Source organism: Pseudomonas sp. SDT291_1_S447, assembly GCF_054070155.1.
This window is the reverse complement of the sequence record NZ_JBSVXS010000011.1, coordinates 70,748-93,857: the sequence shown is the minus strand read 5'-3', so window position 1 is coordinate 93,857 and position 23,110 is coordinate 70,748. Positions and strand designations below refer to the sequence as shown.

The 23,110-nt window shown below is 58.8% G+C and carries 20 protein-coding genes and 1 pseudogene; 7 read left to right on the top strand and 14 right to left on the bottom strand.

Features of this window, described 5'->3' with window-relative positions; all coding sequences use genetic code 11:
• Window positions 1–81: 81 nt before the first annotated feature.
• From ACW9IR_RS06450 to ACW9IR_RS06430, 5 genes are all read right to left on the bottom strand, one after another.
• Window positions 82–828 carry a YebC/PmpR family DNA-binding transcriptional regulator gene (locus tag ACW9IR_RS06450; RefSeq protein WP_007912738.1) on the bottom strand — a complete coding sequence of 249 codons (747 nt, stop codon included), beginning with the start codon at window positions 826–828 and terminating at the stop codon, window positions 82–84.
• A 128-nt stretch (window positions 829–956) separates the two neighbouring features.
• Entirely contained in the window at window positions 957–2,732 is a 1,776-nt protein-coding gene (gene aspS, locus ACW9IR_RS06445; RefSeq protein ID WP_095121315.1) for an aspartate--tRNA ligase, read from the bottom strand.
• A gap of 101 nt (window positions 2,733–2,833) precedes the next feature.
• The gene (locus tag ACW9IR_RS06440; RefSeq protein ID WP_007912741.1) at window positions 2,834–3,055 is read right to left on the bottom strand and encodes an FmdB family zinc ribbon protein; all 222 of its coding nucleotides are present in this window, start codon (window positions 3,053–3,055) and stop codon (window positions 2,834–2,836) included.
• Window positions 3,056–3,196: 141 nt separating this feature from the next.
• Window positions 3,197–3,517, bottom strand: coding sequence for a ribbon-helix-helix domain-containing protein (locus tag ACW9IR_RS06435; protein ID WP_026000504.1), 321 nt, complete (start codon window positions 3,515–3,517; stop codon window positions 3,197–3,199).
• Between the two features lie 183 nt (window positions 3,518–3,700).
• Window positions 3,701–4,171, bottom strand: a complete 471-nt coding sequence (locus tag ACW9IR_RS06430) for a Dps family protein (protein WP_102900170.1) — start codon at window positions 4,169–4,171, stop codon at window positions 3,701–3,703.
• Between the two features lie 313 nt (window positions 4,172–4,484).
• Here ACW9IR_RS06430 and ACW9IR_RS06425 point away from each other — a divergent pair, with 313 nt between their 5' ends.
• Window positions 4,485–5,087, top strand: a complete 603-nt coding sequence (locus tag ACW9IR_RS06425) for a cold-shock protein (RefSeq protein WP_008080216.1) — start codon at window positions 4,485–4,487, stop codon at window positions 5,085–5,087.
• Between the two features lie 83 nt (window positions 5,088–5,170).
• Here the strand turns inward: ACW9IR_RS06425 and ACW9IR_RS06420 are convergent, their stop codons facing one another.
• On the bottom strand, window positions 5,171–5,377 hold the full coding sequence (locus ACW9IR_RS06420) for a SlyX family protein (protein ID WP_110718814.1): 207 nt from the start codon (window positions 5,375–5,377) through the stop codon (window positions 5,171–5,173).
• Between the two features lie 3 nt (window positions 5,378–5,380).
• Entirely contained in the window at window positions 5,381–5,806 is a 426-nt protein-coding gene (locus ACW9IR_RS06415) for an HIT domain-containing protein (RefSeq protein ID WP_016983819.1), read from the bottom strand.
• Window positions 5,807–6,702: 896 nt separating this feature from the next.
• On the opposite strand from ACW9IR_RS06415, the gene ACW9IR_RS06410 reads away from it, so the two are divergent.
• Window positions 6,703–8,028 carry an OprD family porin gene (locus tag ACW9IR_RS06410; protein ID WP_150730559.1) on the top strand — a complete coding sequence of 442 codons (1,326 nt, stop codon included), beginning with the start codon at window positions 6,703–6,705 and terminating at the stop codon, window positions 8,026–8,028.
• Window positions 8,029–8,256: 228 nt separating this feature from the next.
• Here the strand turns inward: ACW9IR_RS06410 and ACW9IR_RS06405 are convergent, their stop codons facing one another.
• Both ACW9IR_RS06405 and ACW9IR_RS06400 read right to left on the bottom strand, forming a co-directional pair.
• On the bottom strand, window positions 8,257–9,099 hold the full coding sequence (locus ACW9IR_RS06405) for a mechanosensitive ion channel family protein (protein WP_016983189.1): 843 nt from the start codon (window positions 9,097–9,099) through the stop codon (window positions 8,257–8,259).
• 196 nt (window positions 9,100–9,295) lie between these two features.
• Window positions 9,296–9,781: a YajQ family cyclic di-GMP-binding protein gene (locus ACW9IR_RS06400; protein ID WP_008080210.1), complete on the bottom strand. Its 486-nt coding sequence runs from the start codon at window positions 9,779–9,781 to the stop codon at window positions 9,296–9,298.
• A gap of 140 nt (window positions 9,782–9,921) precedes the next feature.
• On the opposite strand from ACW9IR_RS06400, the gene ACW9IR_RS06395 reads away from it, so the two are divergent.
• Genes ACW9IR_RS06395 through ACW9IR_RS06385 form a run of 3 tightly spaced genes read left to right on the top strand, consistent with a single transcriptional unit; the run spans window position 9,922 to window position 13,509 of the window.
• Window positions 9,922–10,839, top strand: a complete 918-nt coding sequence (locus ACW9IR_RS06395; protein ID WP_457462242.1) for a putative 2-dehydropantoate 2-reductase — start codon at window positions 9,922–9,924, stop codon at window positions 10,837–10,839.
• Between the two features lie 45 nt (window positions 10,840–10,884).
• Window positions 10,885–12,921 (top strand): sensor histidine kinase, encoded by a 2,037-nt coding sequence (locus ACW9IR_RS06390; RefSeq protein ID WP_016983191.1) that lies wholly within the window; start codon window positions 10,885–10,887, stop codon window positions 12,919–12,921.
• Window positions 12,922–12,924: 3 nt separating this feature from the next.
• Window positions 12,925–13,509: a cob(I)yrinic acid a,c-diamide adenosyltransferase gene (locus tag ACW9IR_RS06385; RefSeq protein ID WP_457462240.1), complete on the top strand. Its 585-nt coding sequence runs from the start codon at window positions 12,925–12,927 to the stop codon at window positions 13,507–13,509.
• 113 nt (window positions 13,510–13,622) lie between these two features.
• Here ACW9IR_RS06385 and ACW9IR_RS06380 read toward each other — a convergent pair whose 3' ends face one another.
• From ACW9IR_RS06380 to secA, 4 genes are all read right to left on the bottom strand, one after another.
• Entirely contained in the window at window positions 13,623–14,570 is a 948-nt protein-coding gene (locus ACW9IR_RS06380; RefSeq protein ID WP_457462238.1) for a Nudix family hydrolase, read from the bottom strand.
• Window positions 14,567–15,199, bottom strand: coding sequence for a glutathione S-transferase family protein (locus tag ACW9IR_RS06375; RefSeq protein ID WP_186616603.1), 633 nt, complete (start codon window positions 15,197–15,199; stop codon window positions 14,567–14,569). The genes ACW9IR_RS06380 and ACW9IR_RS06375 overlap by 4 nt, the downstream gene beginning before the upstream one ends.
• A gap of 161 nt (window positions 15,200–15,360) precedes the next feature.
• On the bottom strand, window positions 15,361–16,578 hold the full coding sequence (argJ, locus tag ACW9IR_RS06370; RefSeq protein ID WP_457462236.1) for a bifunctional glutamate N-acetyltransferase/amino-acid acetyltransferase ArgJ: 1,218 nt from the start codon (window positions 16,576–16,578) through the stop codon (window positions 15,361–15,363).
• Window positions 16,579–16,700: 122 nt separating this feature from the next.
• Complete coding sequence (secA, locus tag ACW9IR_RS06365; RefSeq protein WP_095121328.1) at window positions 16,701–19,436, bottom strand: preprotein translocase subunit SecA; 2,736 nt, start codon at window positions 19,434–19,436, stop codon at window positions 16,701–16,703.
• A gap of 308 nt (window positions 19,437–19,744) precedes the next feature.
• On the opposite strand from secA, the gene ACW9IR_RS06360 reads away from it, so the two are divergent.
• Window positions 19,745–20,200: a DUF721 domain-containing protein gene (locus ACW9IR_RS06360; protein WP_102900164.1), complete on the top strand. Its 456-nt coding sequence runs from the start codon at window positions 19,745–19,747 to the stop codon at window positions 20,198–20,200.
• Between the two features lie 123 nt (window positions 20,201–20,323).
• On the opposite strand, the gene ACW9IR_RS06355 is transcribed toward ACW9IR_RS06360, so the two are convergent.
• A complete protein-coding gene (locus tag ACW9IR_RS06355; RefSeq protein WP_457462233.1) occupies window positions 20,324–21,811 on the bottom strand; it encodes a helicase HerA-like domain-containing protein in 1,488 nt (495 codons plus the stop codon).
• A gap of 189 nt (window positions 21,812–22,000) precedes the next feature.
• Here ACW9IR_RS06355 and ACW9IR_RS06350 point away from each other — a divergent pair.
• Window positions 22,001–23,032: pseudogene (locus ACW9IR_RS06350) on the top strand (HAMP domain-containing protein); the annotation flags it as partial.
• Window positions 23,033–23,110: the final 78 nt, after the last annotated feature.

Sequence of the window (23,110 nt, the reverse complement as noted above, 5' to 3'; positions counted from 1 at the left end):
CGGTTTCATCACCAACAACGATGTTGCCTGAAACTCCGCCTTCGCGAGCAGGCTCGCTCCCACATTGAATCGTAGCCGCTCTTAACCGAGCTGAGCGGCCACGTCTTCCGGAATATCAGCGTTGGAATAGACGTTCTGCACGTCATCCAGATCCTCAAGCATGTCGATCAGCTTGAGTACCTTCTCCGCACCTTCCAGATCCAGTTCGGCGCTGGTGGTCGGCTGCATGACTATTTCCGCGTCATCACCCTTGAATCCAGCGGCTTCCAGCGCGTTACGCACCGCATAGAAGCTGGTGAACGAGGTGAACACATCAATCGAACCGTCTTCGTGGCTGACCACGTCATCGGCATCGGCTTCCAGCGCCGCTTCAGTCAGCGCGTCTTCATCGACGCCCGGCGCGAAGCTGATCTGGCCTTTGCGCTCGAACAAGTAAGCCACCGAACCGTCGGTACCGAGGTTGCCACCACATTTGCTGAACGCATGACGAACGGCTGCCGCAGTACGGTTGCGGTTGTCGGTCATGCACTCGACCATCACCGCCACACCACCCGGGCCGTAACCTTCGTAGGTCAGCTCTTCAACGTTGTCCGCTTCGGTTGCACCGGCGCCACGCGCGACGGCACGGTCGATGATGTCGCGGCTCATGTTCGCGCTCAGGGCTTTGTCCAGCGCCAGACGCAGACGCGGATTGGAGCCCGGATCACCGCCGCCCTGGCGGGCCGCAACGGTCAGCTCGCGGATCCACTTGGTGAAGATCTTGCCCCTCTTGGCATCCTGACGTTCTTTGCGGTGCTTGATGTTCGCCCACTTGGAATGACCTGCCATAACTCGCTCCGAATTCTCTTTGAAACGTTGCCCGCCCTGCTCATGCAGTGGCCAGCAAACAAAAAATCTCGACCTGCTCTCTATAGAAAGAAAAAAGGCGCATCCGAAGATGCGCCTTCAGGCCCGTCTTACTCAGCCTTTGGCGTTTCGCGCAAACGAATGTGCAGCTCGCGCAATGCCTTGGCATCCACCACACCCGGCGCCTGCGTCATCACGTCAGCAGCACTCTGGGTTTTCGGGAAGGCGATCACTTCACGGATCGACTGGGCACCGGTCATCAGCATGACCAGACGGTCCAGACCGAAGGCCAGACCACCGTGCGGCGGTGCACCGTACTTCAGCGCGTCGAGCAGGAAGCCGAATTTCTCTTCCTGTTCCGCTTCATTGATACCCAGCAGACGGAAGACCGCTTGCTGCATTTCCTTGCGGTGGATACGGATCGAACCGCCACCCAGTTCGGTGCCGTTCAGCACCATGTCGTACGCACGGGACAGAGCGCCGGCCGGATTGGCTTCCAGCTCTTCAGGAGAGCACTTCGGCGCGGTGAACGGGTGGTGCAGCGCGGAGAAGCTGCCGTCGTCGTTTTCTTCGAACATAGGGAAGTCGACGACCCACATTGGCGCCCACTCGCAGGTCAGCAGCTTGAGGTCGTGACCGAGCTTGATACGCAGTGCGCCCAAGGCTTCGCTGACGATCTTGGCCTTGTCGGCACCGAAGAACACGATGTCACCGTCAACTGCACCCACACGATCAAGGATGGCGTTGAGGTTTTCCAGCGGGATGTTTTTCACGATCGGCGATTGCAGACCGTCAACACCGGCAGCGCGCTCGTTGACCTTGATGTACGCCAGGCCCTTGGCACCGTAGATGCCGACGAACTTGGTGTAATCGTCGATCTGCTTGCGCGGCATGCTCGCCCCGCCTGGAACGCGCAGTGCGGCGATACGGCATTTCGGATCGTTGGCCGGGCCGCTGAACACTTTGAAATCGACTTCTTTCAGTTGATCGGCAACGTCGACCAGTTCCAGCGGGTTACGCAGGTCTGGCTTGTCGGAACCGTAACGGCGCATGGCTTCTTCGAAAGTCATGTGCGGGAAGTCGCCGAATTCCAGACCCAGCACTTCCTTGAACAGGTTGCGGATCATTTCTTCGGTCAGGCCCATGATCTCTTTTTCATCGAGGAAGCTGGTCTCGATGTCGATCTGGGTGAATTCTGGCTGACGGTCAGCGCGCAGGTCTTCGTCGCGGAAGCACTTGGCGATCTGGTAGTAACGGTCGAAACCGGCAACCATCAGCAGTTGCTTGAAGAGCTGTGGCGATTGCGGCAGGGCGAAGAACGAACCGGCGTGGGTACGGCTTGGCACCAGATAGTCACGCGCACCTTCAGGAGTCGCACGGGTCAGGATCGGCGTTTCAACGTCGAGGAAGCCGTTTTCGTCGAGGAAACGACGGATGCTGGTGGTCATGCGCGAACGCAGGCGCAGCTTCTCGGCCATTTCCGGACGACGCAGGTCGAGGAAGCGATAACGCAGGCGGGTTTCTTCACCAACGTCGGAGAACTCGTTCAGCGGGAACGGCGGGGTTTCCGACTCGTTCAGCACTTCCAGTTCGTAACCCAGCACTTCGATCATGCCCGACGCCATGTTGGCGTTGGTGGCACCGGCCGGACGCAGACGCACCTTGCCGGTGATCTTCACCACGTACTCGCTGCGCACGCGATCGGCAGCGGCGAAGCTCTCGGCGCGATCCGGATCGAAAACCACCTGGGCCAGACCGTCACGATCACGGATATCGAGGAAAATCACCCCGCCGTGGTCGCGACGACGGTGAACCCATCCGCAAAGGGTAATTTCCTGGCCTTCCAGGCTTTCGTTCAGTTGGCCGCAATAGTGGCTGCGCATCATGGTCGTGGTTCGCTTCTCGTAATTCGAAAAATTCGGTGGAGCTCCCGTTGCTTTTCAAGCAATGCGGAACTCACGCGTGTCGTTCAACCCGGGGTTGAACCCTAGTCAGATTTGTCGCCACCGGCCAGGTTCTTCTTGGCGCCGGTCTTGAAATCGGTTTCGTACCAACCGCCGCCGCTGAGGCGAAAGCCTGGCATCGACAGTTGTTTCTTGAGCTCTGGCGCCTGACAGGCAGGGCAGTCGACCAGCGGGGCCTCGCTGATCTTTTGAATGGCTTCCAACTGATGACCACAGGAAGCACATTGATAATCGTACATCGGCATGGGGGTGTCTCGGCGATCAGATTGCCACCGCGCGCAGGGCTTTGCGGCGAAAGAGCGGGATTATATCGATTAAATGCGGGCTGTGCAGCCGTAAGACTGCACAGCCCGCAACCTCGTTTGCAACCGCTGCTTCGCGCCGACTCAGCTTCCCTGGCCTGCACTCATCACACAGACCACCCGCACCAGTGCGCTGAAATTTTTAACCCCGCCATGACGCAGATGCACTTCCCGGTCGACGTGGGACAACAGCGAACTGATCGAACAGCTGTTATTCCTGGCCATGTTGCCCAGAATATTCCAGTAAACCTGTTCCAGTCGCAGGCATGTCGCGAATCCGTTCAAACGCACGGATCGGGACAGCGGCTGAACCAATGACATGTCGAACTCGCTGACGAACGGATCGAATTTCAACTCATGCGGCAAGCCGACAACCCTGTCGCTTCGCCTGTCTCCCTCTACCATATCGTTGACACTCCTTTGTCATCTCTGCTGGTTTTCAAAGCCACATCCTGTGACTTCATAAAAGCGCAGACGCAAAGTTATATCCAGATGACTTATTGACCATAGCCGTAGGATAAGCCAACGATACAGGTAAGATTCCGGACTGCCCGCGAGCACGCCCTCAGACGTGCCCTCGGGCCCTGATCAGGCTTCGAGCAACGCACGCAACATCCACGCGGTTTTCTCGTGAACCTGCATGCGCTGGGTCAGCAAGTCTGCCGTTGGCTCATCACTGACCTTGTCGAGCAGCGGGAAGATACCGCGCGCAGTGCGAGTCACCGCTTCCTGGCCGTCGACCAGTTGTCTGATCATGTCCTCGGCACTCGGCACCCCCTCCTCCTCTTTGATGGAAGAAAGGCGTGCGTACGTGGCATAGGCGCCCGGCGCCGGAAAGCCCAGGGCGCGAATACGCTCGGCGATCGAATCCACGGCCAGCGCCAACTCGTTGTATTGCTCTTCGAACATCAAGTGCAGCGTACGAAACATCGGACCGGTGACGTTCCAGTGGAAGTTATGGGTTTTCAGATACAGCACGTAGGTGTCCGACAGCAGACGCGACAAGCCTTCGACGATGGACTTGCGATCTTCTTCACTGATACCGATATCGATTGCCATGTTTTACCCCCTAACGGCGATTGAATTCATCCAACAGGTGCAGACCCACTCTAGCAAGGCTGTCGACACCCCGCAGCCCCGATCAGGTGCAGCCACTGCGACAAATCGACCGAGGCGATGCCGCTGGCCGGGCTGATTTGAGTAGCCGCAGGCTTTGCTGTTAAATAGGCAGTGTGTCGCCATGCCCCATTTTTCGGGGTGTTGCGCATAGGCTGATGCCGTGAACGTGTCCACCGCCTCTTATTTTGTTCCGAAGCGAACCGTGCGCCTTCAGCTCTTCCTTGTGAGCCGTCATAAACGTGAGCCAATCAAAATGTTGAAAATCGTCCACCTGCTAATGGGCGCAGCGGCATTGCTGCTGTCGTTCATACCCAGCTTGAAATCCGAAGCCGTTCCCTACCTGCAACAACCCGATGCACTTTACCTGGCCTTTTTCGGCCTGCTGAACCTGGTCATCGCTCCAGTAATTCCTTACTGGAACAAAGGCCCGCGTCAGCATCTGCAAAATCTGGTCAGCGCTCTTCTGGTGCTGACCGTCGTCCTGCAAACCTTGACCCTGATCGCCCCGATGCCCGTCATCGCCGGCCAGCCAGCCGTGCTGTTCACCCTGGTGATCGCGCTGGTTGCGGTGGTCTTGCACCTGGCGGTGAGCTTCTATCGTTCTTCACCTGCTGCCGCTCCAACCAGCTATGACATGACCAACCGTGATACCGGTACCGTCAAGTGGTTCAACACCTCCAAAGGCTTCGGCTTTATCTCCCGGGATTCCGGTGATGATATTTTCGTGCACTTCCGTGCCATCCGTGGCGAAGGCCACCGCGTACTGGTCGAAGGCCAGCGCGTGGAATTCTCGGTGATGAACCGGGACAAGGGCCTGCAAGCCGAGGACGTGATCGCCGCCTTGCCGCGTCGCTGATCCAAGGCAATAAAAAACCGCGTGCAGCCTGGCTGTACGCGGTTTTTTTATGTCTTCACTTTCTATTCAAGCAAATGGCTCACTCAATAGTGCGGCGGTGGCGCTTCTTCTTCGAACGATTCGAATTGCCCGACCATCTCTTCCTGACGCTTGAGCAGTGCCGCCATCTGCAATTGCAGGCGATCAACCACACGCTGCTGCGCGACCAGCACGTCGTTCAACGACTGGATAGTGTCATCCTGAAACGCCAGCCGGCTTTCCAGATCGGTAATGCGTTGTTCCAGGCTCATGCTTCAGCCCTCCAGAAACGTGAAGTCTTCGGTCAGCACCAGACGCAAGCGTTCGCGAATGGCCGTCACTTGCTCGGCGCTATAAGGCTTGGCCGGGTGTTTGCCCCAGACCGGCGCCGGCCAGGCGGCGTCATCGCGTTTGCGCACAATCACGTGCATGTGCAATTGGCTGACGACGTTACCCAGCGTCGCCACGTTCATTTTGTCCGCATCCAGCAAATCCTTGAGCAACTCGGCCAGCGCGGTGGTTTCCAGCCATAACTGCTGTTGATCGGCGACATCCAACTGAAACAACTCGCTGATATCGTCGCGACGAGGCACCAGGATGAACCACGGATAGTTGCTGTCATTGGACAGCAACAGTCGGCAGAGCGGGAAGTCACCAAGGGTCAGCGTGTCCTGTTGAAGTCGTGAATCTAAAGCAAACACTGCGCGCACTCCGGCTGATCGACATTTTGAGCTTAGCGGCGATCCCGCAGGACGCAGCACCAAGCGACAGACCGGCAGCATACCTGCGATTGCGCCAGCCTTCACGACAGCTGTGCCCTCTTGTCATTCGCCGCACGCCCCGACATGGGACATTTACCGACACGTTGCACCAGCAAAGAACCGGGAACGGCAATGAACACACGCAAATGACCGAAAACCCCTGATGTGCTCAAGATCACCCACTCACCAAGCTGTGTGATTACAGGACAGCGTGTGTGTTTTTTTGCACCAAAACCGCACAGTGCGTCTACGCTCATGCGTCGAAGCATCCGCCGAATACTCACTCACGGGGTGAACCGGTAACGTTTTTGGCTGTCGCGTGCAGCGGACGCCGTGGCAACACCAATACAGGAATGGCGTCAAGCCCTTGTAAAAATAGGCTTTGCGCCCCGTATTCATGAGGTTTTTAGAGGTAACACGCGCTGTGCAGAAAAATAACCGCACTGACATTGCGGTTTGTGCACGCTTGTTGCATTCGCAGACATATGGACTATAAGCGCACCACACGATGTGGATGCCTTAAGCCCAACAAAAACAGTGGCAGGGTTGCCCGATGGAGATTCAAGTGTTTTGCCAGGGACTCTTTTTTAGCGATGCAAACGGCTAAAAAAACAGCGAGAAAGTTGTAGGCCCGATTGCATCGGTACTGTGAATTTGCGACATCTACACAACCGTTTGCGACAGCGTCGTAAAGAAGGTGAAAGGTTAGATTCGCAAGTATCGCCAACATTGTCGGCGTGATATAAGTTTGCGCCGACACAAAAAGAAAGAGCCGCCCAGATAATAAAACAGGTGGGACGGCAGTACTCTTCTAAAAACCAAAGGAGCAAATCACGATGCGCGTGATGAAGTGGAGCATGATCGCCCTGGCTGTTGCAGCAGGCACCTCGCAGTTCGCAATGGCGTCTTCCCAGGATGAGTCCAAAGGTTTCATTGGAGACCAGAGCCTGAAACTGAAGACCCGTTTTGAATACATGAACCGTGACTTTAAAAACGGTGCAGGCAACGGCACTTCCGGTACTGCTGGTTATCGCCAGGATTCCGGTCTCAGCCAACTGCTGACTTACGAATCGGGCTTCACTCAAGGCACCGTTGGCTTCGGTCTCGACGCCATGGCAATGGGTTCGGTCAAACTGGACGGCGGCTCGGGCCACCGCGGTAACGGCCTGTTCGCCAACGACAGCGATGGCAACCCGGAAAAATCCCAGGGCAAAATCGGCGGCGCAGTCAAATTCCGCGTATCCGACACCGTTCTGAAATACGGCCAGCAATTCGTTGCCAGCCCGGTATTCGCCACCGACGACAGCCGTCTGCTGCCAGAAGTCGCCACCGGTACCCTGATCACTTCCAAAGAGATCAAAGGTCTGGAACTGAGCGCAGGTCGCTTCACGTCCCTGAGCAAACAAACCGGTATGGGCCGTGACAGCATCGGCGGTCTGCCTGATGAGAACGGCAATGGCGGCAAAGGCCTGACCAACATCAACATCTTCGGCGCCAGCTACTCGTTCACCGATAACTTCACCGGTGCCTTGGCTGCTTCCGACGCTGACGACTACTTCAAGAAGTACTACGTCAACCTGAACTACACCTTGCCAATCAACGACGAGCAGTCGCTGAACTTCGACTTCAACGGCTACCACACCAAGGGCGAAAGCCGCGGTGACCTGGTTGACGCGATCGGCGACGGCACCACTGGTGTGGACAACAACCTGTGGTCCCTGGCCGCTGCGTACAGCATCGGTGCCCACAAATTCACCCTCGCTCACCAGCGCTCCAGCGGCGACAACGCTTACTACTATGGCGTTGACGGTAACAGCACCATCTTCGTTGCCAACTCCATTCAGATCTCCGACTTCGTGGGCCGCGACGAGCGTTCCTGGCAAGCTCGCTACGACCTGAACATGAAAACCTACGGCGTACCTGGCCTGAGTTTCATGACCCGTTACGTGATGGGTGACCACATCACCACCAACGGTCTGGGTGAAGGCAAGGAAAACGAGTGGAACGCCGAGTCCAAATACGTGATCCAGGAAGGCCCGGCCAAAGACCTGTCGTTCCGTCTGCGTTATGCCATGTACCGCTCCAACGGCGCGTACAGCGGCTACTCGTCTGACAACAACGATACCCGTCTGATCGTTGAGTACCCACTGAACATCCTTTAATAGGGATGCACAGCTGACGTACTGTAGAGCCATGCTCTAACAAGAACCGCTCACCTGATTCAGGTGAGCGGTTTTTTTATGCCTGCACTTATTGCATCCCTGCAACAAAGATTAGCCAGCTATCTATTAGCTGGCGAACTTTCACAACAGGCATAAAAAAACCCAAGAGCATGAATGACTCTTGGGTTCTTATTGATTAACTGACTGCAAAGCCAGGTATCAAGGTTGTTACTGCGCTGCTGTTTCCTGAACTACGCGAATCGTCCGCTGCGGAAAAGGAATATCAATACCGGCGGTTTTTAAACGATCACGCGACTGCTCGTTAAACATGAACATCACGTCCCAATAGTCTGCAGTTTTAACCCACACACGCAGGGAAACTGTGATCGCACTGTCACCCAGCGTCGAAATCACCGCCTGCGGTGCCGGGTCTTTCAGAATACGTTCGTCGTTGGCCAGATCCAGCAGCACTTGACGGGCCTTTTGCAGATCGGCTTCATAATCGACGCCCACATCAAACACAACCTTACGGGTCGGCTGACGGTTGGTGTTGGTGATGATGCCGTTCGACAGGTTGCCGTTAGGCATGATGATGGTCTTGTTATCGCCGGTACGCAGCACGGTATGGAAAATCTGGATACTGTCGACCGTACCCGCTACGCCTTGCGCTTCGATCCAGTCACCAATACGGAACGGACGGAACAGCAGAATCAGCACGCCACCGGCGAAGTTCGCCAGGCTGCCCTGCAAGGCCAGACCGATCGCCAGGCCGGCAGCACCGATAGCCGCCACGAACGAGGTGGTTTCAACACCGATCATCGAAGCGACGCTGACAATCAGCAGCACCTTGAGAATGATGTTCGCCAGACTGCTGATAAAACCTTGCAGCGCCAGATCGGCATTACGCAGGGCCAGCAGACCGCCGAGTTTCTGCGTGACCTTGTTGATCAGCCACCAGCCGATGGCCAGCGTAATCACGGCCAGCAGCACGCGGCTGCCGTATTCCATGATCATCGGGATCCACGCCTGGGACGCCTTGACCAGGTTGTCCACCTCAGCATTCAAATCCATGTTCTATCTCCTGATTTCCGGCCATTCGGCACGCGAAAAATAAGCGGCAGAAACCCGCCGGGTGTACACAAAACAATGTGGGAGCGACGGTGCGACGATTCGACCTGCTCGCGAAGGCGCCGTGTCATTCAGCAATGAGTTGACTGACACACCGCCTTCGCGAGCAGCCTCGCTCCCACAGGTCATCTGACCGAGCTTAGTCGCGGAAGTTGTTGAACTGCAGGGGCATGCCGAATTCCTTGGCCCGCAGTGCCGCGATGGCCTCTTGCAGGTCGTCACGCTTCTTGCCGGTCACGCGCACTTGCTCGCCCTGAATGGCGGCCTGCACCTTGAGCTTGGCATCCTTGATGTGGCCGACGATTTTCTTCGCCAGTTCTTTGTCGATGCCTTCCTTGAGGATCGCGTCCTGCTTCATCAGTTTGCCCGATGCATAAGCGTCCTTGACCTCAAGGCACTGCACGTCGATTTTGCGCTTGACCAGCGCCAGCTTGAGGATTTCGATCATCGCTTCCAGTTGGAACCCGGCTTCAGCAGTCAGGCTGACGGTCAGGTCTTTTTCCTTGAACTCGAAGCTGCCTTTGCCTTTCAGGTCATAACGACGATCGAGTTCCTTCACGGCGTTCTCGACCGCGTTGGTGAGTTCGTGTTTGTCCAGTTCGGATACCACGTCGAACGACGGCATGTAATCTCTCCAATAAAAAGGCGCGCTCGATGTGGATGGAGCGCGCTTGGCTTGCGGTTAAAATCGGGCTCATTATAACGGGTCTTTTCCCACCGACACGGCGAGCCGCACATGCCTGTACGCAATCGAGCAAAAAACTGATGGCCACCACCTGGCATGTATTGGGCGCCGGCAGCCTCGGCACGCTGTGGGCCACCCGCCTGGCCCGCGCCGGTCTGCCGGTCAGGCTGATCGTGCGTGATGCCGAACGCTTGCAAAGCTATCAGGCTGCGGGCGGTTTGACGCTGGTGGAGCAAGGTGTGGCGAGCACCTATGCGGTGCCGGGGGAAACGCCCGACAGCCCCGAGCCGATCCACCGTTTGCTGGTGGCCTGCAAGGCTTACGATGCCGAAAACGCCGTCGCCCGCCTCGCCCCACGGCTGACAGCGGACGCCGAACTGATCCTCCTGCAAAACGGCCTCGGCAGTCAGGACGCCGTCGCCAACCGTGTGCCGCTGGCACGCTGCATCAGCGCTTCAAGCACCGAGGGCGCCTTTCGCGATGGCGCCTGGCGTGTGGTGTTTGCCGGCCACGGCTTCACTTGGCTGGGCGACGCTGGCCATCCGGTCGCGCCGATCTGGCTGGACGATCTGGACGCGGCGAAAATCCCCCATGAATGGAGTACCGATATCCTCACGCGGTTGTGGCGCAAACTGGCGCTCAACTGCGCGATCAATCCGTTGACCGTGCTGCACCATTGCCGCAACGGCGGATTGCAGGAACATCACTGCGAAGTCGCTACGCTGTGTGGCGAACTTGTCGAGTTGCTGGAACGCTGCGGCCAACCGGCTGCGGCGGACAATCTGCAACAGGAGGTCGAACGGGTGATCCAGGCCACGGCCGCCAATTACTCGTCGATGTACCAGGACGTGGCCAACCAGCGCCGCACCGAAATCAGCTATCTATTGGGCTACGCCTGCAAAGTCGCCGCGCGCCACCAGTTGAACCTGCCGCACCTCAGTCAATTGCAGCAACGACTGGTCGCTCATCTGCGCAGCCTCGGATTGCCCAGCGACTGAGCAGCGGCTACGCTGGCCACTTGTTCCCCTGCTGTGAAAAACCTGATGCCATTGCGCCAGCGTCTCGAAAACCTGCCGGTCGGCCAGAAACTGCTGGCCGCCCTGCTGGTGCTGTTGACCACCGTTCTGCTGGTCGCCAACCTGACCTTTATCAGTGCCGCCTACTACATTTCCCAGGAAAGCATGGCGCCGCAGGCGTTGCAGACCATCGGCCGGCTGATTTCCAACCCCAGTCTGGTCAGCGAAGCCCTGCAATCACCGCAGAGCGCTGAGCGCCTGCTCAAAGAACTCGACAGCTATTCACCACTGCGCGCCGCCGCCCTGTATGACGGCAAGGGCGAACGTCTGGCGCAAGTCCAGCGCGGCGACAAACTCAACCTGCCGGAACGCTATCGGCACATCGAAGCCTGGCAATTGACCGAATTTCGCAGCAACCAGCTGATCACCCTGCCCCGCCCCGGCACCGCACCGGGTCATCTGCTGCTGGTGGCGAGCAGCGAACTGCCGATGGCGTTCTATACAGGCACCCTGACCGCGAGCCTCGGCATTCTGATTTTCAGCGTGCTGTTGTGGCTGGTGATTGCCCGGCAGATCAAACGCCTGATCACTCGGCCGATTCATCAGCTTGAGGAATTGTCGCGTCAGGTGACCCGCGAAGAGAACTACGCCCTGCGCGCCTCACGCGGCAATCATGACGAAATCGGCAGTCTCGCCGAGGCGTTCAACACCATGCTGTCGCGCATCGAAGCCCGCGAGCAGCAACTCAAGCGTGCCCGCGATGACTCGCAAGCTGCCTACGATCAGGCCCAGGGGCTGGCCGAGGAAACCCGCCACACCAATCGCAAACTGGAACTGGAAGTCCAGGTGCGCAGCAAGATCGAGAAGAAACTCACCGGTTTCCAGAACTACCTCAACAGCATCATCGACTCGATGCCCTCGGCGCTGATCGCCCTCGACGAGCAGCTCTACGTGACCCAGTGGAATCAGGAAGCCAGTGCCCTCTCCGGCACACGACTGGACGAGGCGCTGAACCAGCCAATTTTCCTTGCCTTCGAACCGCTCAAGCCGTTTTTGCCGCAGCTCAAGCAGACCGTCGAGCAGCACACCGTGGCGAAAATCGAGCGAGTGACGTGGTTCAAGGACGATGAACCGAAGCATTACGCGCTGACGTTCTATCCATTGATGGGCGGTGCCGGGCGTGGCGTGGTGATCCGTATCGACGACATTACCCAGCGTCTGTCGCTGGAAGAAATGATGGTGCAGTCGGAAAAAATGCTCTCGGTCGGTGGCCTCGCCGCTGGCATGGCCCACGAAATCAATAACCCGCTGGGGGCTATCCTGCACAACGTGCAGAACATTCGTCGACGCCTGTCCGCCGACCTGCCGAAGAACCTCGAAACCGCCGAGCAATTGGGCATCGAACTGGACACGGTGAACCGCTACCTGCAGGGCCGCGAAGTGCCGCAACTGCTCGACGGCATTCAGCAGGCCGGCGCACGCGCGGCGAAAATCGTCACCCACATGCTCAGCTTCAGCCGCCGCAGTACCCGGCAAATGGCGCCGTGCGATCTGCCGGCACTGATCGATCAAGCCGTGGAAATCGCCGGCAACGACTTCGACCTGGCCATCGGTTTCGACTTCAAGGGGCAAGCGATCATCCGCCAGTTCGACCCGGCGCTCGGCCCGGTGCCGGGCACCGCCAACGAACTGGAACAGGTGCTGCTTAATCTGCTGAAAAACGCCGCGCAGGCCATTCACCAGCGCGAAGACGACAGTGAGCCGGGGCGGATCATCCTGCGCACCAAGCTCAACCCACCGTGGGCCGAAATTCAGGTCGAGGACAACGGCATCGGCATGAGCGAGAACGTGCGCAAACGGACCTTCGAGCCGTTCTTCACCACCAAGGAAATCGGCCAGGGCACCGGGCTTGGCTTGTCGGTGTCTTACTTCATCATCACCAACAATCACAAAGGGCAGATGGAAGTGCAGTCAGCCCCGGGCCAGGGCACCTGTTTCACCTTGCGCCTGCCGCTGACGCAACCGCTGCCCATTGCCGCCGAAACCAATCAATTATCGAGGTAACCCATGGGCTTTCGCCTGTCGAAAATCTACACCCGCACCGGCGACAAAGGCGAAACCGGCCTTGGCGATGGCCGCCGTGTGCCCAAGGATCACCCACGCATCGAAGCGATTGGTGAGGTCGATACGCTGAACAGTCAGGTCGGCGTGTTGCTGGCCGGGTTGCTGGCCGAGCGCGATGCGTATCCCGGACTGAATGAACTGATCGAGGTGCTGGCGCCTTGTCAGCATCGCTTGTTTGATCTGGGTGGCGAGTTGGCGATGCCGGAGTATCAGGCGTTGAATGCGGCGGAGATCGAACGACTGGAAGCCGCGATCGATGTGTGGAACGAGGAATTGGGGCCGCTGGAGAATTTCATTTTGCCGGGTGGGTCGATGCTGATTGCCCAAGCCCATGTGTGCCGCAGCCTGGCGAGAAGTGCCGAGCGGCGTTGTCAGCATTTGAATGCGCTGGAACCGTTGGCCGGTGTTGGGCTGGCGTATATCAATCGGTTGTCGGATTTGCTGTTTGTGGCGGCGCGGTTGATTGCGCGGCGGCAGGGGGTTGCGGAGATTCTTTGGCAACCGGCGGCAAAGCCTGCAGAAAAGTAGTGCCTTATAGGACGCCATCGCGAGCAGGCTCACTCCTACAATGGACCGCGTTACTTCAGGTAGAACGCGGTCAACTGTAGGAGTGAGCCTGCTCGCGATGAGGTCAGTAGCCGTTAAATAGAATCAGGCCAGAACGCACGAATCCCCGCCACACCTTGAGCCCCGCAATTCCAGGCTTTCTCCCGCTCAGCCGGGCCAACCCCGCCCAACAGAAACACCGGTTTGCTGAAGCCTTCGATCAACGTCGAAGCCTGCTCCCAGCCCAACGGCTGCGCATCCGGGTGCGTCAAAGTCGGCTGCACCGGCGACAGCGTGACGAAATCCACGCCCATCTGTTCTGCCAGCGCCAGTTCTTCATCGTTGTGGCACGACGCCGCGAGCCAGCGTTCTGCGGGCAACGGACGTCCCGCAGCGGCGTACTTTCGCAATTGCGCGGAGGTGATGTGCCAACCGGCAGAGGGGAAATCACCGAGCCATTCGAACGGCCCCTTGATCATCAGTTGCGCCTTGCCCGCACACAGCCCGGCAGCATCGACCGCCAGATCGCGATACTTGGGGTCATAACCATTCGGTGCGCGCAGCTGGATCAGTTTGATCCCGCCGGCAATCGCCTTCTGGATACCGCGCAGCAACGCCGGGGTTTCCAGGTCCTCCGGGGTGATCAGGTATTCAGCCGGCAAACGCGCGGCGGCAACGATCGGCTGGTTGGCGGCCGGAAACTCGTAGTTCACCAGTTCTTTCGCCGTGACCCAGGCCAACGGCTGGCCTTCGGCACCGTGCGGTTCGCCGGTGAATGCCGACACTTCCCAGACATCCAGCAAAACCTGCTTGTCCGGGTAGTCATGACGCACTTTGATCAGCGGGCGGGCTGAGCCAACGACGATGCCCAACTCTTCGTGCAGCTCACGGGCCAGCGCGCTTTCGACCGACTCGTCAGCCTCGACCTTGCCGCCGGGAAACTCCCACAAGCCGCCTTGATGCTGGGTGTCGGCACGGCGGGCGATGAGGATCTTGCCGCTGTCGTCACGGATGACAGCAGCGGCGACGTGGACGCGTTTCACGGATTCAACTCCTCCAGTCCAGCCTTTTGCCACGCTTTGAAGGCGGGCCATTGGTAGACGGTTTCAACATAGGCTTGATCGGCGGCCGGCAGCTGCACTTGGTAGGTGCGCAAACGCACGGCAATCGGCGCGAAGAAGGCATCGGCCAGACTCACCCGACCAAACAGGTACGGCCCGCTCTCGGTGGCAGCAGCACGGCATTCGGCCCACAGCGCGAGCATGCGCTCGATGTCGACCTTCACTTCTGGCGGCACCGGGTTCAGCGGCGCGTCATGGTTGAGGTTGAACGGCATGTGATTGCGCATGGCGAAGAAGCCGCTGTGCATTTGAGCGCAGGCGGATCGGGCTTGGGCGCGGGCGAAAATATCGCTCGGCCAGAGTTGCTCGGACGGGAACTGTTCTGCGAGATATTCGGCGATGGCCAGTGAGTCGGCGATGGTGCCGCGCGCCGTTTGCAGCAGCGGGACTTTGGCGGTCGGCGAATGCTTGAGCAGCAGCGCGCGGGTATCGGGCTTGCCGAGCTTGACCAGTTCTTCGCTGTAGGGTGCGCCGGTCAGCTCAAGTGCCAGTGCGGCACGCAGAGACCAAGAGGAAAGCAGTTTGTCGCCGATGATCAGGTGCAGGGACATGGGTGTGGCGCCTTTTCGTCAGGAGAATCAGGCCAGAATTTTTGGTGGCTGATGGGTCGCCATCGCGAGCAGGCTCACTCCTACAGGTAATCTGTGGCGTTTACAAAACCACTGTAGGAGTGAGCCTGCTCGCGATGGCATCGACTCGGTCTCAGGTTAGATCAAGTGCGGTATTCGGCGTTGATCTTCACGTATTCATGCGACAGGTCAGTAGTCCAGATGGTTTCGCTGCAATCGCCGCGACCCAGCTCGATGCGGATGGTGATCTCTTCCTGCTGCATCACCGCCGAGCCCTGGGCTTCAGTGTAGGTCGCCGCACGGGCGCCACGGCTGGCGATGCACACCTCGCCAAGGAACACGTCGATCTTGCTCACGTCCAGATCCGGCACGCCGGCACGGCCGACGGCAGCCAGAATACGGCCCCAGTTCGGGTCAGAGGCGAACAATGCGGTCTTGATCAACGGCGAGTGGGCCACGGTGTAGCCGACGTCGAGGCATTCCTGATGGTTGCCGCCGCCATTCACTTCCACGGTGACAAACTTGGTCGCGCCTTCGCCGTCACGCACGATGGCCTGGGCCACGTCCATGCACACTTCAAACACCGCTTGCTTCAACTTGGCGAACAACTCGCCTTCAGCGCGGGTGATTTCCGGCAGTGCAGCCTTGCCGGTGGCGATCAGCATGCAGCAGTCGTTGGTCGAGGTGTCGCCGTCGATGGTGATGCGGTTGAACGACTTGTTGGCACCGTCGAGCATCAGGTTGTGCAGGACGTCACGGGAGACTTTGGCGTCGGTAGCGATGTAACCGAGCATGGTCGCCATGTTCGGGCGGATCATGCCCGCACCTTTGCTGATACCGGTGACGGTGATGGTTACGCCGTCATGCTCGAACTGGCGGCTGGCGCCCTTCGGCAGGGTATCGGTGGTCATGATCCCGGTGGCAGCGGCTTCCCAGTTGTTTTCCGACAGATCGTCCAGCGCGGCTTGCAGTGCACCTTCGATCTTCTCGACCGGCAGCGGCTCGCCGATCACACCGGTGGAGTACGGCAGGATCTGACTGGCATCGACGCCGGTCAGCTCAGCCAGTTGGGCGGTGGTGCGCTCGGCAGCGGCCAGACCCGGCTCGCCGGTACCGGCGTTGGCATTGCCGGTGTTGGTCAGCAAATAACGCACGGCGTTCTGCACGCGCTTCTTCGCCAGAATCACCGGTGCGGCACAAAAGGCGTTCAACGTGAATACGCCCGCCACGGTCGAACCTTCGGCGCAGCGCATTACGACAACATCTTTACGCCCCGGGCGCTTGATGCCGGCCGAGGCGATACCGAGTTCAAAACCGGCAACCGGGTGCAACGTTGGCAAAGGACCAAGACCAACAGCCATGAATGCGCTCCTTCCTCAATGATGTCAGCACCGCCAATCGATGCGGCGGTGGTTTAAATGGCAAAACGCCGCGACGGCAGGAGCCGGTCGCGGCGCGGGTATTTCAGCGATTGAAACGGGTTTTACTGGATCTGCCCGTGGCAATGCTTGAATTTCTTGCCCGAACCGCAGTAGCACAGTTCGTTGCGGCCCAGCTTCTGCTCGTTGCGAACCGGGGCGGCGGCGAGGGCCACATCGACCTCTTCACCAAGCAGTTCCGGTTGCTCCAGACCTGGCGCTTCAGCGTGTTCGAACTGCATGCGGGCGGCCAGTGCTTCGGCTTCCTGACGCAGACGTTGCTCTTCGGCTTCCGGGTCTTCGCGGCGCACCTGAACGTGCGACAGCACACGAATCGAGTCGCGCTTGATCGAATCCAGCAGCTCGGAGAACAGCGTGAACGACTCGCGCTTGTATTCCTGCTTCGGGTTCTTCTGGGCGTAGCCACGCAGGTGGATGCCGTGACGCAGGTGATCCATGGTCGACAGGTGGTCTTTCCACAGATCGTCCAGTACGCGCAGAACGATTTGCTTCTCGAAGGAGCGCAGTGCCTCGGCACCGGCCTGATCTTCTTTCTCGTTGTACGCCGCCATCAGCTCGGTCATGAGCTTCTCGCGCAGGGTTTCTTCGTACAGGTGATCGTCTTCGTCGAGCCATTGCTGGATCGGCAACGCCACACCGAAGTCGCTCTGCAGCGAGGCTTCCAGACCGGCCACGTCCCACTGCTCTGGCAGCGATTGCGGCGGAATGTGCGCGCTGACGGTGGCGTTGAGCACGTCCTGACGGAAGTCGGCGATGGTTTCGCCGATGTTGTCAGCGGCCAGCAACGTGTTACGCATGTGATAGATCACTTTACGCTGTTCGTTGTTGACGTCGTCGAACTCGAGCAGTTGCTTACGAATGTCGAAGTTGCGGCCTTCAACCTTGCGCTGCGCCTTCTCGATCGCGTTGGTCACCATGCGGTGCTCGATCGCTTCGCCCGGCTGCATGCCCAGGGCTTTCATGAAGTTTTTCACCCGGTCAGAGGCGAAAATGCGCATCAGGCTGTCTTCCAGCGACAGGTAGAAGCGGCTCGAACCGGCGTCACCCTGACGGCCGGCACGGCCACGCAGCTGGTTGTCGATACGGCGCGATTCGTGACGCTCGGAGGCAATCACTTGCAGACCGCCGGACTCCAGCACTTGCTGGTGACGCTTCTGCCAGTCGGCCTTGATCTGGGCAATCTGCTCAGGGGTCGGGTTTTCCAGCGACGCGACTTCCACTTCCCAGTTACCGCCCAACAGGATATCGGTACCACGACCGGCCATGTTGGTGGCGATGGTCAGGGCGCCCGGACGACCGGCCTGCGCGATGATCTCGGCTTCTTTTTCGTGGAACTTGGCGTTGAGAACCTTGTGTTCGATGCCTTCCTTCACGAGCAGTGCGGACATGTGCTCGGAAGTTTCGATGGTGGCAGTACCCACCAGCACTGGACGACCGGCAGCCATGCTTTCCTTGATGTCCGTAACGATCGCCGCGTATTTCTCTTCGGCAGTCAGGAACACCAGGTCGTTGAAGTCTTTACGCGCCAATGGTTTGTTCGGCGGAATGACCATGACTTCCAGACCATAGATCTGGTGGAATTCGAACGCTTCGGTGTCGGCGGTACCGGTCATGCCGGACAGCTTGGTGTACAGACGGAAGTAGTTCTGGAACGTGGTCGAGGCCAGGGTCTGGCTCTCGGCCTGGATGTTCAGGCCTTCCTTGGCTTCGATGGCCTGGTGCAGGCCTTCGGACAGACGACGACCCGGCATGGTACGGCCGGTGTGTTCGTCGACCAGTACGACCTGGCCATCCTGCACGATGTATTCGATGTTGCGATTGAACAGCTTGTGCGCACGCAGACCGGCATACACGTGGGTCAACAGGCCCAGGTTATGCGCCGAGTACAGGCTCTCGCCTTCAGCCAGCAGGCCGACGCGGGTGAGCATGTCTTCGATAAACTGGTGACCGGCTTCGTTGAGTTCGACCTGACGGGTCTTCTCGTCAACGGTGTAGTGGCCAGCCTTGGTGACTTCGCCTTCGACTTCTTCAACGTGCAGTTCCAGCTGCGGGATCAGTTTATTGATCTCCATGTACAGCTTGGAGCTGTCCTCGGCCTGACCGGAAATGATCAGCGGGGTACGCGCTTCGTCGATGAGGATGGAGTCGACTTCGTCGATCACGGCAAAGTTGAGTTCGCGCTGGAATTTTTCTTCCATGCTGAACGCCATGTTGTCGCGCAGGTAGTCGAAACCGAATTCGTTGTTGGTGCCATAGGTGATGTCGGCGGCATAGGCCAGACGTTTCTCTTCCGGTGGCTGGAACGGCGTCACGACGCCGACGGTCAGGCCGAGGAATTCATACAGCGGGCGCATCCAGTTGGCGTCACGACGCGCCAGGTAGTCGTTCACCGTCACAACGTGCACGCCCTTGCCGGACAGTGCGTTGAGGTAAACACCCAGGGTCGCTACGAGGGTTTTACCCTCACCGGTGCGCATTTCGGCGATCTTGCCTTCGTGCAAGGTCATGCCACCGACGAGCTGTACGTCGAAGTGGCGCATACCCATGATGCGCTTGCCGGCTTCGCGGGCGACCGCAAAGGCTTCTGGCAACAGCTTGTCGAGGGTTTCCCCTTTGGCGATGCGGGCCTTGAACTCTTCGGTCTTGGCGCGCAATTGATCGTCCGAAAGGGCCACCATTTGCTCTTCGAAGGCATTGACGAGCTGCACCGTCTTGAGCATGCGTTTGACTTCACGCTCGTTCTTGCTTCCAAAAAGTTTCTTTAACAAAGGCGCAAACATATCGGCAGGATCTTCCACACTAAAGGGATGGAGGGCGGCCCCGTGAGCGTCGCCCGTGCAGCCCTCATGGCCGCATGCGAACGAGCATTCTACCCGGAAACGGAAGTGAGGAAAGTGGCGATGTTCCACGATGCTGGCACTGCGCTTTGACGGGGCTCACTTAAAATAGGGGCGTTTTGCTCAACTTCAAGTCATACAAGGTAGAAGTTAGTCGTTGATTTAATGGGTAAAGCGAGGGCAAAAGCAATGGGCGAGTGATTTCGACCTTTCTGCTACCATGGCGTTTCTGTTACTTCAGGTGTTCGATCATGGCATTTCGCCCTCTTACGGCCAGAGCACCCGCCGTTCTCCTGCGCGAAGCCAAGCCGCTCAAAGCCATCCTCGGCCATGCCCAACGACTGGGTCATCTGCAGCGCCTGCTCGAAAGCCAACTGCAACCCGCCGCCCGTGAACATTGCCATGTAGCGTCGTGGCGTGAGGGCAGTCTGTTGCTGATTGTCACCGATGGCCACTGGGCCACACGTCTGCGTTACCAGCAAAAACGCTTGCAGCGGCAATTGCAGATGTTTGACGAGTTCGCCAGTCTGACGCGGATTCTGTTCAAGGTGCAGCCGCCGACGGTTCAACGTGGCGCGGCCGGGCACACGATGGATTTGTCCACGGATGCCGCGGCGACGATTCAGGCCACGGCAGACGGGATCACTGATCCGGGGTTGCGCGCGGCGCTCGAACGACTGGCGGCGCACGCCAAAAACAAATCCTGACGTCTAGATAAATGTGTACGCATTTCCAATGTGGGAGCGAGCTTGCTCGCGAAGAGGTCGTGTCAGACGACATCAATGTTGGATGACAGGCCGCCTTCGCGAGCAAGCTCGCTCCCACAGGGTTTAGCGGCGTTTGCTGCCTCCGAGTAAAGAGCCCATCAAGCCGCGCACCAATTGCTTGCCGAGGTTATTGGCAGCCTGGCGCATGGCCGACTTCAACGCCTGCCCTGCCGCCGTACCGAGGAACTCCCCTGCCCTGTCGGCGAGGCTTGGCTCTTCAGCTGCTGGCTTACCCACTGGCACTTCGGCCTCCGGCGCCAGCCCTTTGCGCCCCATCAGAATTTCATACGCCGACTCCCGATCAATCGGTTTGTCATAGCGCCCCTTGAACGGCGAGCCTGCAATCAGCACCGTGCGTTCGGTTTCAGTCAACGGCCCGATCCGCGATTGCGGTGGCGCCACGAGTACGCGCTGGACCATTTCCGGCGTGCCTTTTTCAGTCAGCGTACCGACCAAGGCCTCGCCAATCCCCAGTTCAGTCAACACTGACAAACTGTCGAACGCTGGATTCGGCCGGAAGCCGTCCGCCACCGCGCGCAGGGATTTCTGCTCTTTGGCGGTAAACGCGCGCAAGCCATGCTGAATGCGCAGGCCGAGCTGCGCCAGCACGTCATCAGGCAAGTCCGCCGGCGACTGCGTGACGAAGTACACGCCAACCCCTTTGGAACGGATCAAGCGCACCACTTGTTCCAGCCGCTCCTGCAACGCCTTGGGCGTATCGCCGAACAACAAATGCGCCTCATCGAAAAACAGCGCCAGCAGCGGTTTATCGGCATCGCCGCGCTCCGGCAACTGCTCGAACAGCTCAGCCAGCAGCCACAACAGGAACGTCGCGTAGACCTTCGGTGCCTCGTGTACCAGACGACTGGCGTCGAGCAAGTGAATGCGCCCACGGCCGTCGGCGGTCGGTTGCAGAATGTCTTCGAGTTGCAGTGCCGGTTCGCCAAACAAGGCTTCGGCGCCCTGCTGCTCAAGGATCGCCAAGCGGCGCAACAGCGCCTGACTGGAGCCGGTAGTCATCAACGCGGCGTCATCGCCCAACAGCTGCGGATTGTCCTTGAGGTGATTGAGCAGCGCTTTCAGGTCTTTCAGATCCAGCAGCAACAGGCCTTCACGATCGGCGACTTTGAACGCTGCGTAGAGCGCCGACTGCTGACTGTCGGTCAGTTCCAGCAGGCTGCCGATCAGCAGCGGGCCCATTTCGCTCAGCGTGGTGCGCAATGGATGACCGGACTCACCGTGGATATCCCACAAGGTCACCGGATACGCCTGCGGCTTGTGGTTTAGCCACGACATCCCGGCGATACGCTCGGCGACCTTGCCTTGCGGGTTGCCGGCCGCACCGAGGCCACACAGATCGCCCTTGATGTCCGCGGCAAACACCGCGACCCCGGCGTCACTGAACGCCTCGGCCAAACGCTGCAAAGTGACGGTTTTACCGGTACCGGTGGCGCCCGCGACCAGTCCGTGGCGGTTCGCCAGGCGCATGGCCTGAGCAATCTGCTGGCCTGCGAGATCGGCGCCGATTACGAGTTGCGAGGAGTCAGGCATTTTGTCACCCAATGGTTAATCTTTGATTACGCATGGCCGATACAGAAGAGTGAGAGACCCGACCACAAGTCAGGCCGGACATTTCCCTAAGGAGAGACGGAAATATCAGCTTGTTTTCACCCTTGCCCATTTTGCGCGCTTCTATAAAAGCACGCCCTGGACATTAAGACCTTAGCGGAACCCCAAGCCATGAACAAAAATCTGCGCTTCAGCCATAAAATTTTGCTTGCCGCCGCCCTCATCGTCATCGCCGCCTTCGCCTCGTTTACGCTGTACAACGACTGGCTACAGCGCAATGCGATCCGCGATGACCTGAACAACTACCTCAACGAGATGGGCGAGGTCACTGCCGGCAATATCCAGACCTGGCTCAGCGGTCGCATTCTGCTGATCGAAAACGCCGCCCAGAACATTGCCATCAACCCCGAACCTGCCAACGTCGCCAGCTTGCTGGAACAGAAAGCCCTGACCTCGACGTTCATGGCTTCCTACCTTGGTGACGCCACTGGCCACTTCACCATCCGCCCGGATGCGAAGATGCCGGACGGTTTCGATCCGCGCGTGCGCCCTTGGTATAAAGGTGCCGAAAGCAGCAGCACCTCGACCCTGACCGAACCGTACATCGACGCCGCCACCGGTCAGTTGATCATCTCCATCGCCACCGCCTCGAAAAAGGCCGGTCAGAGCGTCGGTGTGGTTGGCGGCGACTTGAGCCTGCAATCGCTGGTCGACACCCTCGCCGCCCGGGATTTCGACGGCATGGGTTATGTGTTCCTGGTCAGCGCCGACGGCAAGATCCTCGTGCACCCGGACAAGGCGCTGGTGATGAAATCACTGAAGGAAGCCTATCCGCAGGACACCCCACGCATCAGCAGCGACTTCAGTGAAGTCACCGTCGACGGCAAAACCCGCATCGTCACCTTCGCGCCGATCAAAGGCTTGCCATCGGTTAACTGGTACATCGGCCTGTCGGTAGACAAGGATCAGGCATTCGCGATGCTCAGCGAATTCCGCACCTCGGCAGTGATCGCGACCGTAATTGCCGTGGCGATCATCATTGCCCTGCTCGGCATGCTGATCCGCCTGCTGATCCAGCCGTTGCACGTGATGACCCGCGCCATGGAAGACATTGCCGACGGCGAAGGCGACCTGACCAAACGCCTGACCATCGTCAATAACGATGAATTCGGCATCCTCGGTACCGCGTTCAACCGGTTCGTCGAGCGTATTCACGGTTCGATCCGCGAAGTGTCCTCGGCTACCGGTCAGGTTAACGAAGTCGCCCTGCGCGTGGTCGCT

What these genes read in the sequence shown, in the direction of transcription:
- ACW9IR_RS06400 (WP_008080210.1), bottom strand. Translation starts at nt 9,781, where the DNA reads ATGCCGTCGTTCGACGTGGTATCCGAACTGGACAAACACGAACTCACC.
- ACW9IR_RS06450 (WP_007912738.1), bottom strand. Translation starts at nt 828, where the DNA reads ATGGCAGGTCATTCCAAGTGGGCGAACATCAAGCACCGCAAAGAACGT.
- ACW9IR_RS06430 (WP_102900170.1), bottom strand. Translation starts at nt 4,171, where the DNA reads ATGGCAATCGATATCGGTATCAGTGAAGAAGATCGCAAGTCCATCGTC.
- secA (WP_095121328.1), bottom strand. Translation starts at nt 19,436, where the DNA reads ATGTTTGCGCCTTTGTTAAAGAAACTTTTTGGAAGCAAGAACGAGCGT.
- ACW9IR_RS06375 (WP_186616603.1), bottom strand. Translation starts at nt 15,199, where the DNA reads ATGTCCCTGCACCTGATCATCGGCGACAAACTGCTTTCCTCTTGGTCT.
- ACW9IR_RS06410 (WP_150730559.1), top strand. Translation starts at nt 6,703, where the DNA reads ATGCGCGTGATGAAGTGGAGCATGATCGCCCTGGCTGTTGCAGCAGGC.
- ACW9IR_RS06385 (WP_457462240.1), top strand. Translation starts at nt 12,925, where the DNA reads ATGGGCTTTCGCCTGTCGAAAATCTACACCCGCACCGGCGACAAAGGC.
- argJ (WP_457462236.1), bottom strand. Translation starts at nt 16,578, where the DNA reads ATGGCTGTTGGTCTTGGTCCTTTGCCAACGTTGCACCCGGTTGCCGGT.
- ACW9IR_RS06420 (WP_110718814.1), bottom strand. Translation starts at nt 5,377, where the DNA reads ATGAGCCTGGAACAACGCATTACCGATCTGGAAAGCCGGCTGGCGTTT.
- ACW9IR_RS06425 (WP_008080216.1), top strand. Translation starts at nt 4,485, where the DNA reads ATGTTGAAAATCGTCCACCTGCTAATGGGCGCAGCGGCATTGCTGCTG.
- aspS (WP_095121315.1), bottom strand. Translation starts at nt 2,732, where the DNA reads ATGATGCGCAGCCACTATTGCGGCCAACTGAACGAAAGCCTGGAAGGC.
- ACW9IR_RS06395 (WP_457462242.1), top strand. Translation starts at nt 9,922, where the DNA reads ATGGCCACCACCTGGCATGTATTGGGCGCCGGCAGCCTCGGCACGCTG.
- ACW9IR_RS06435 (WP_026000504.1), bottom strand. Translation starts at nt 3,517, where the DNA reads ATGGTAGAGGGAGACAGGCGAAGCGACAGGGTTGTCGGCTTGCCGCAT.
- ACW9IR_RS06440 (WP_007912741.1), bottom strand. Translation starts at nt 3,055, where the DNA reads ATGCCGATGTACGATTATCAATGTGCTTCCTGTGGTCATCAGTTGGAA.
- ACW9IR_RS06405 (WP_016983189.1), bottom strand. Translation starts at nt 9,099, where the DNA reads ATGGATTTGAATGCTGAGGTGGACAACCTGGTCAAGGCGTCCCAGGCG.
- ACW9IR_RS06390 (WP_016983191.1), top strand. Translation starts at nt 10,885, where the DNA reads ATGCCATTGCGCCAGCGTCTCGAAAACCTGCCGGTCGGCCAGAAACTG.
- ACW9IR_RS06360 (WP_102900164.1), top strand. Translation starts at nt 19,745, where the DNA reads ATGGCATTTCGCCCTCTTACGGCCAGAGCACCCGCCGTTCTCCTGCGC.
- ACW9IR_RS06355 (WP_457462233.1), bottom strand. Translation starts at nt 21,811, where the DNA reads ATGCCTGACTCCTCGCAACTCGTAATCGGCGCCGATCTCGCAGGCCAG.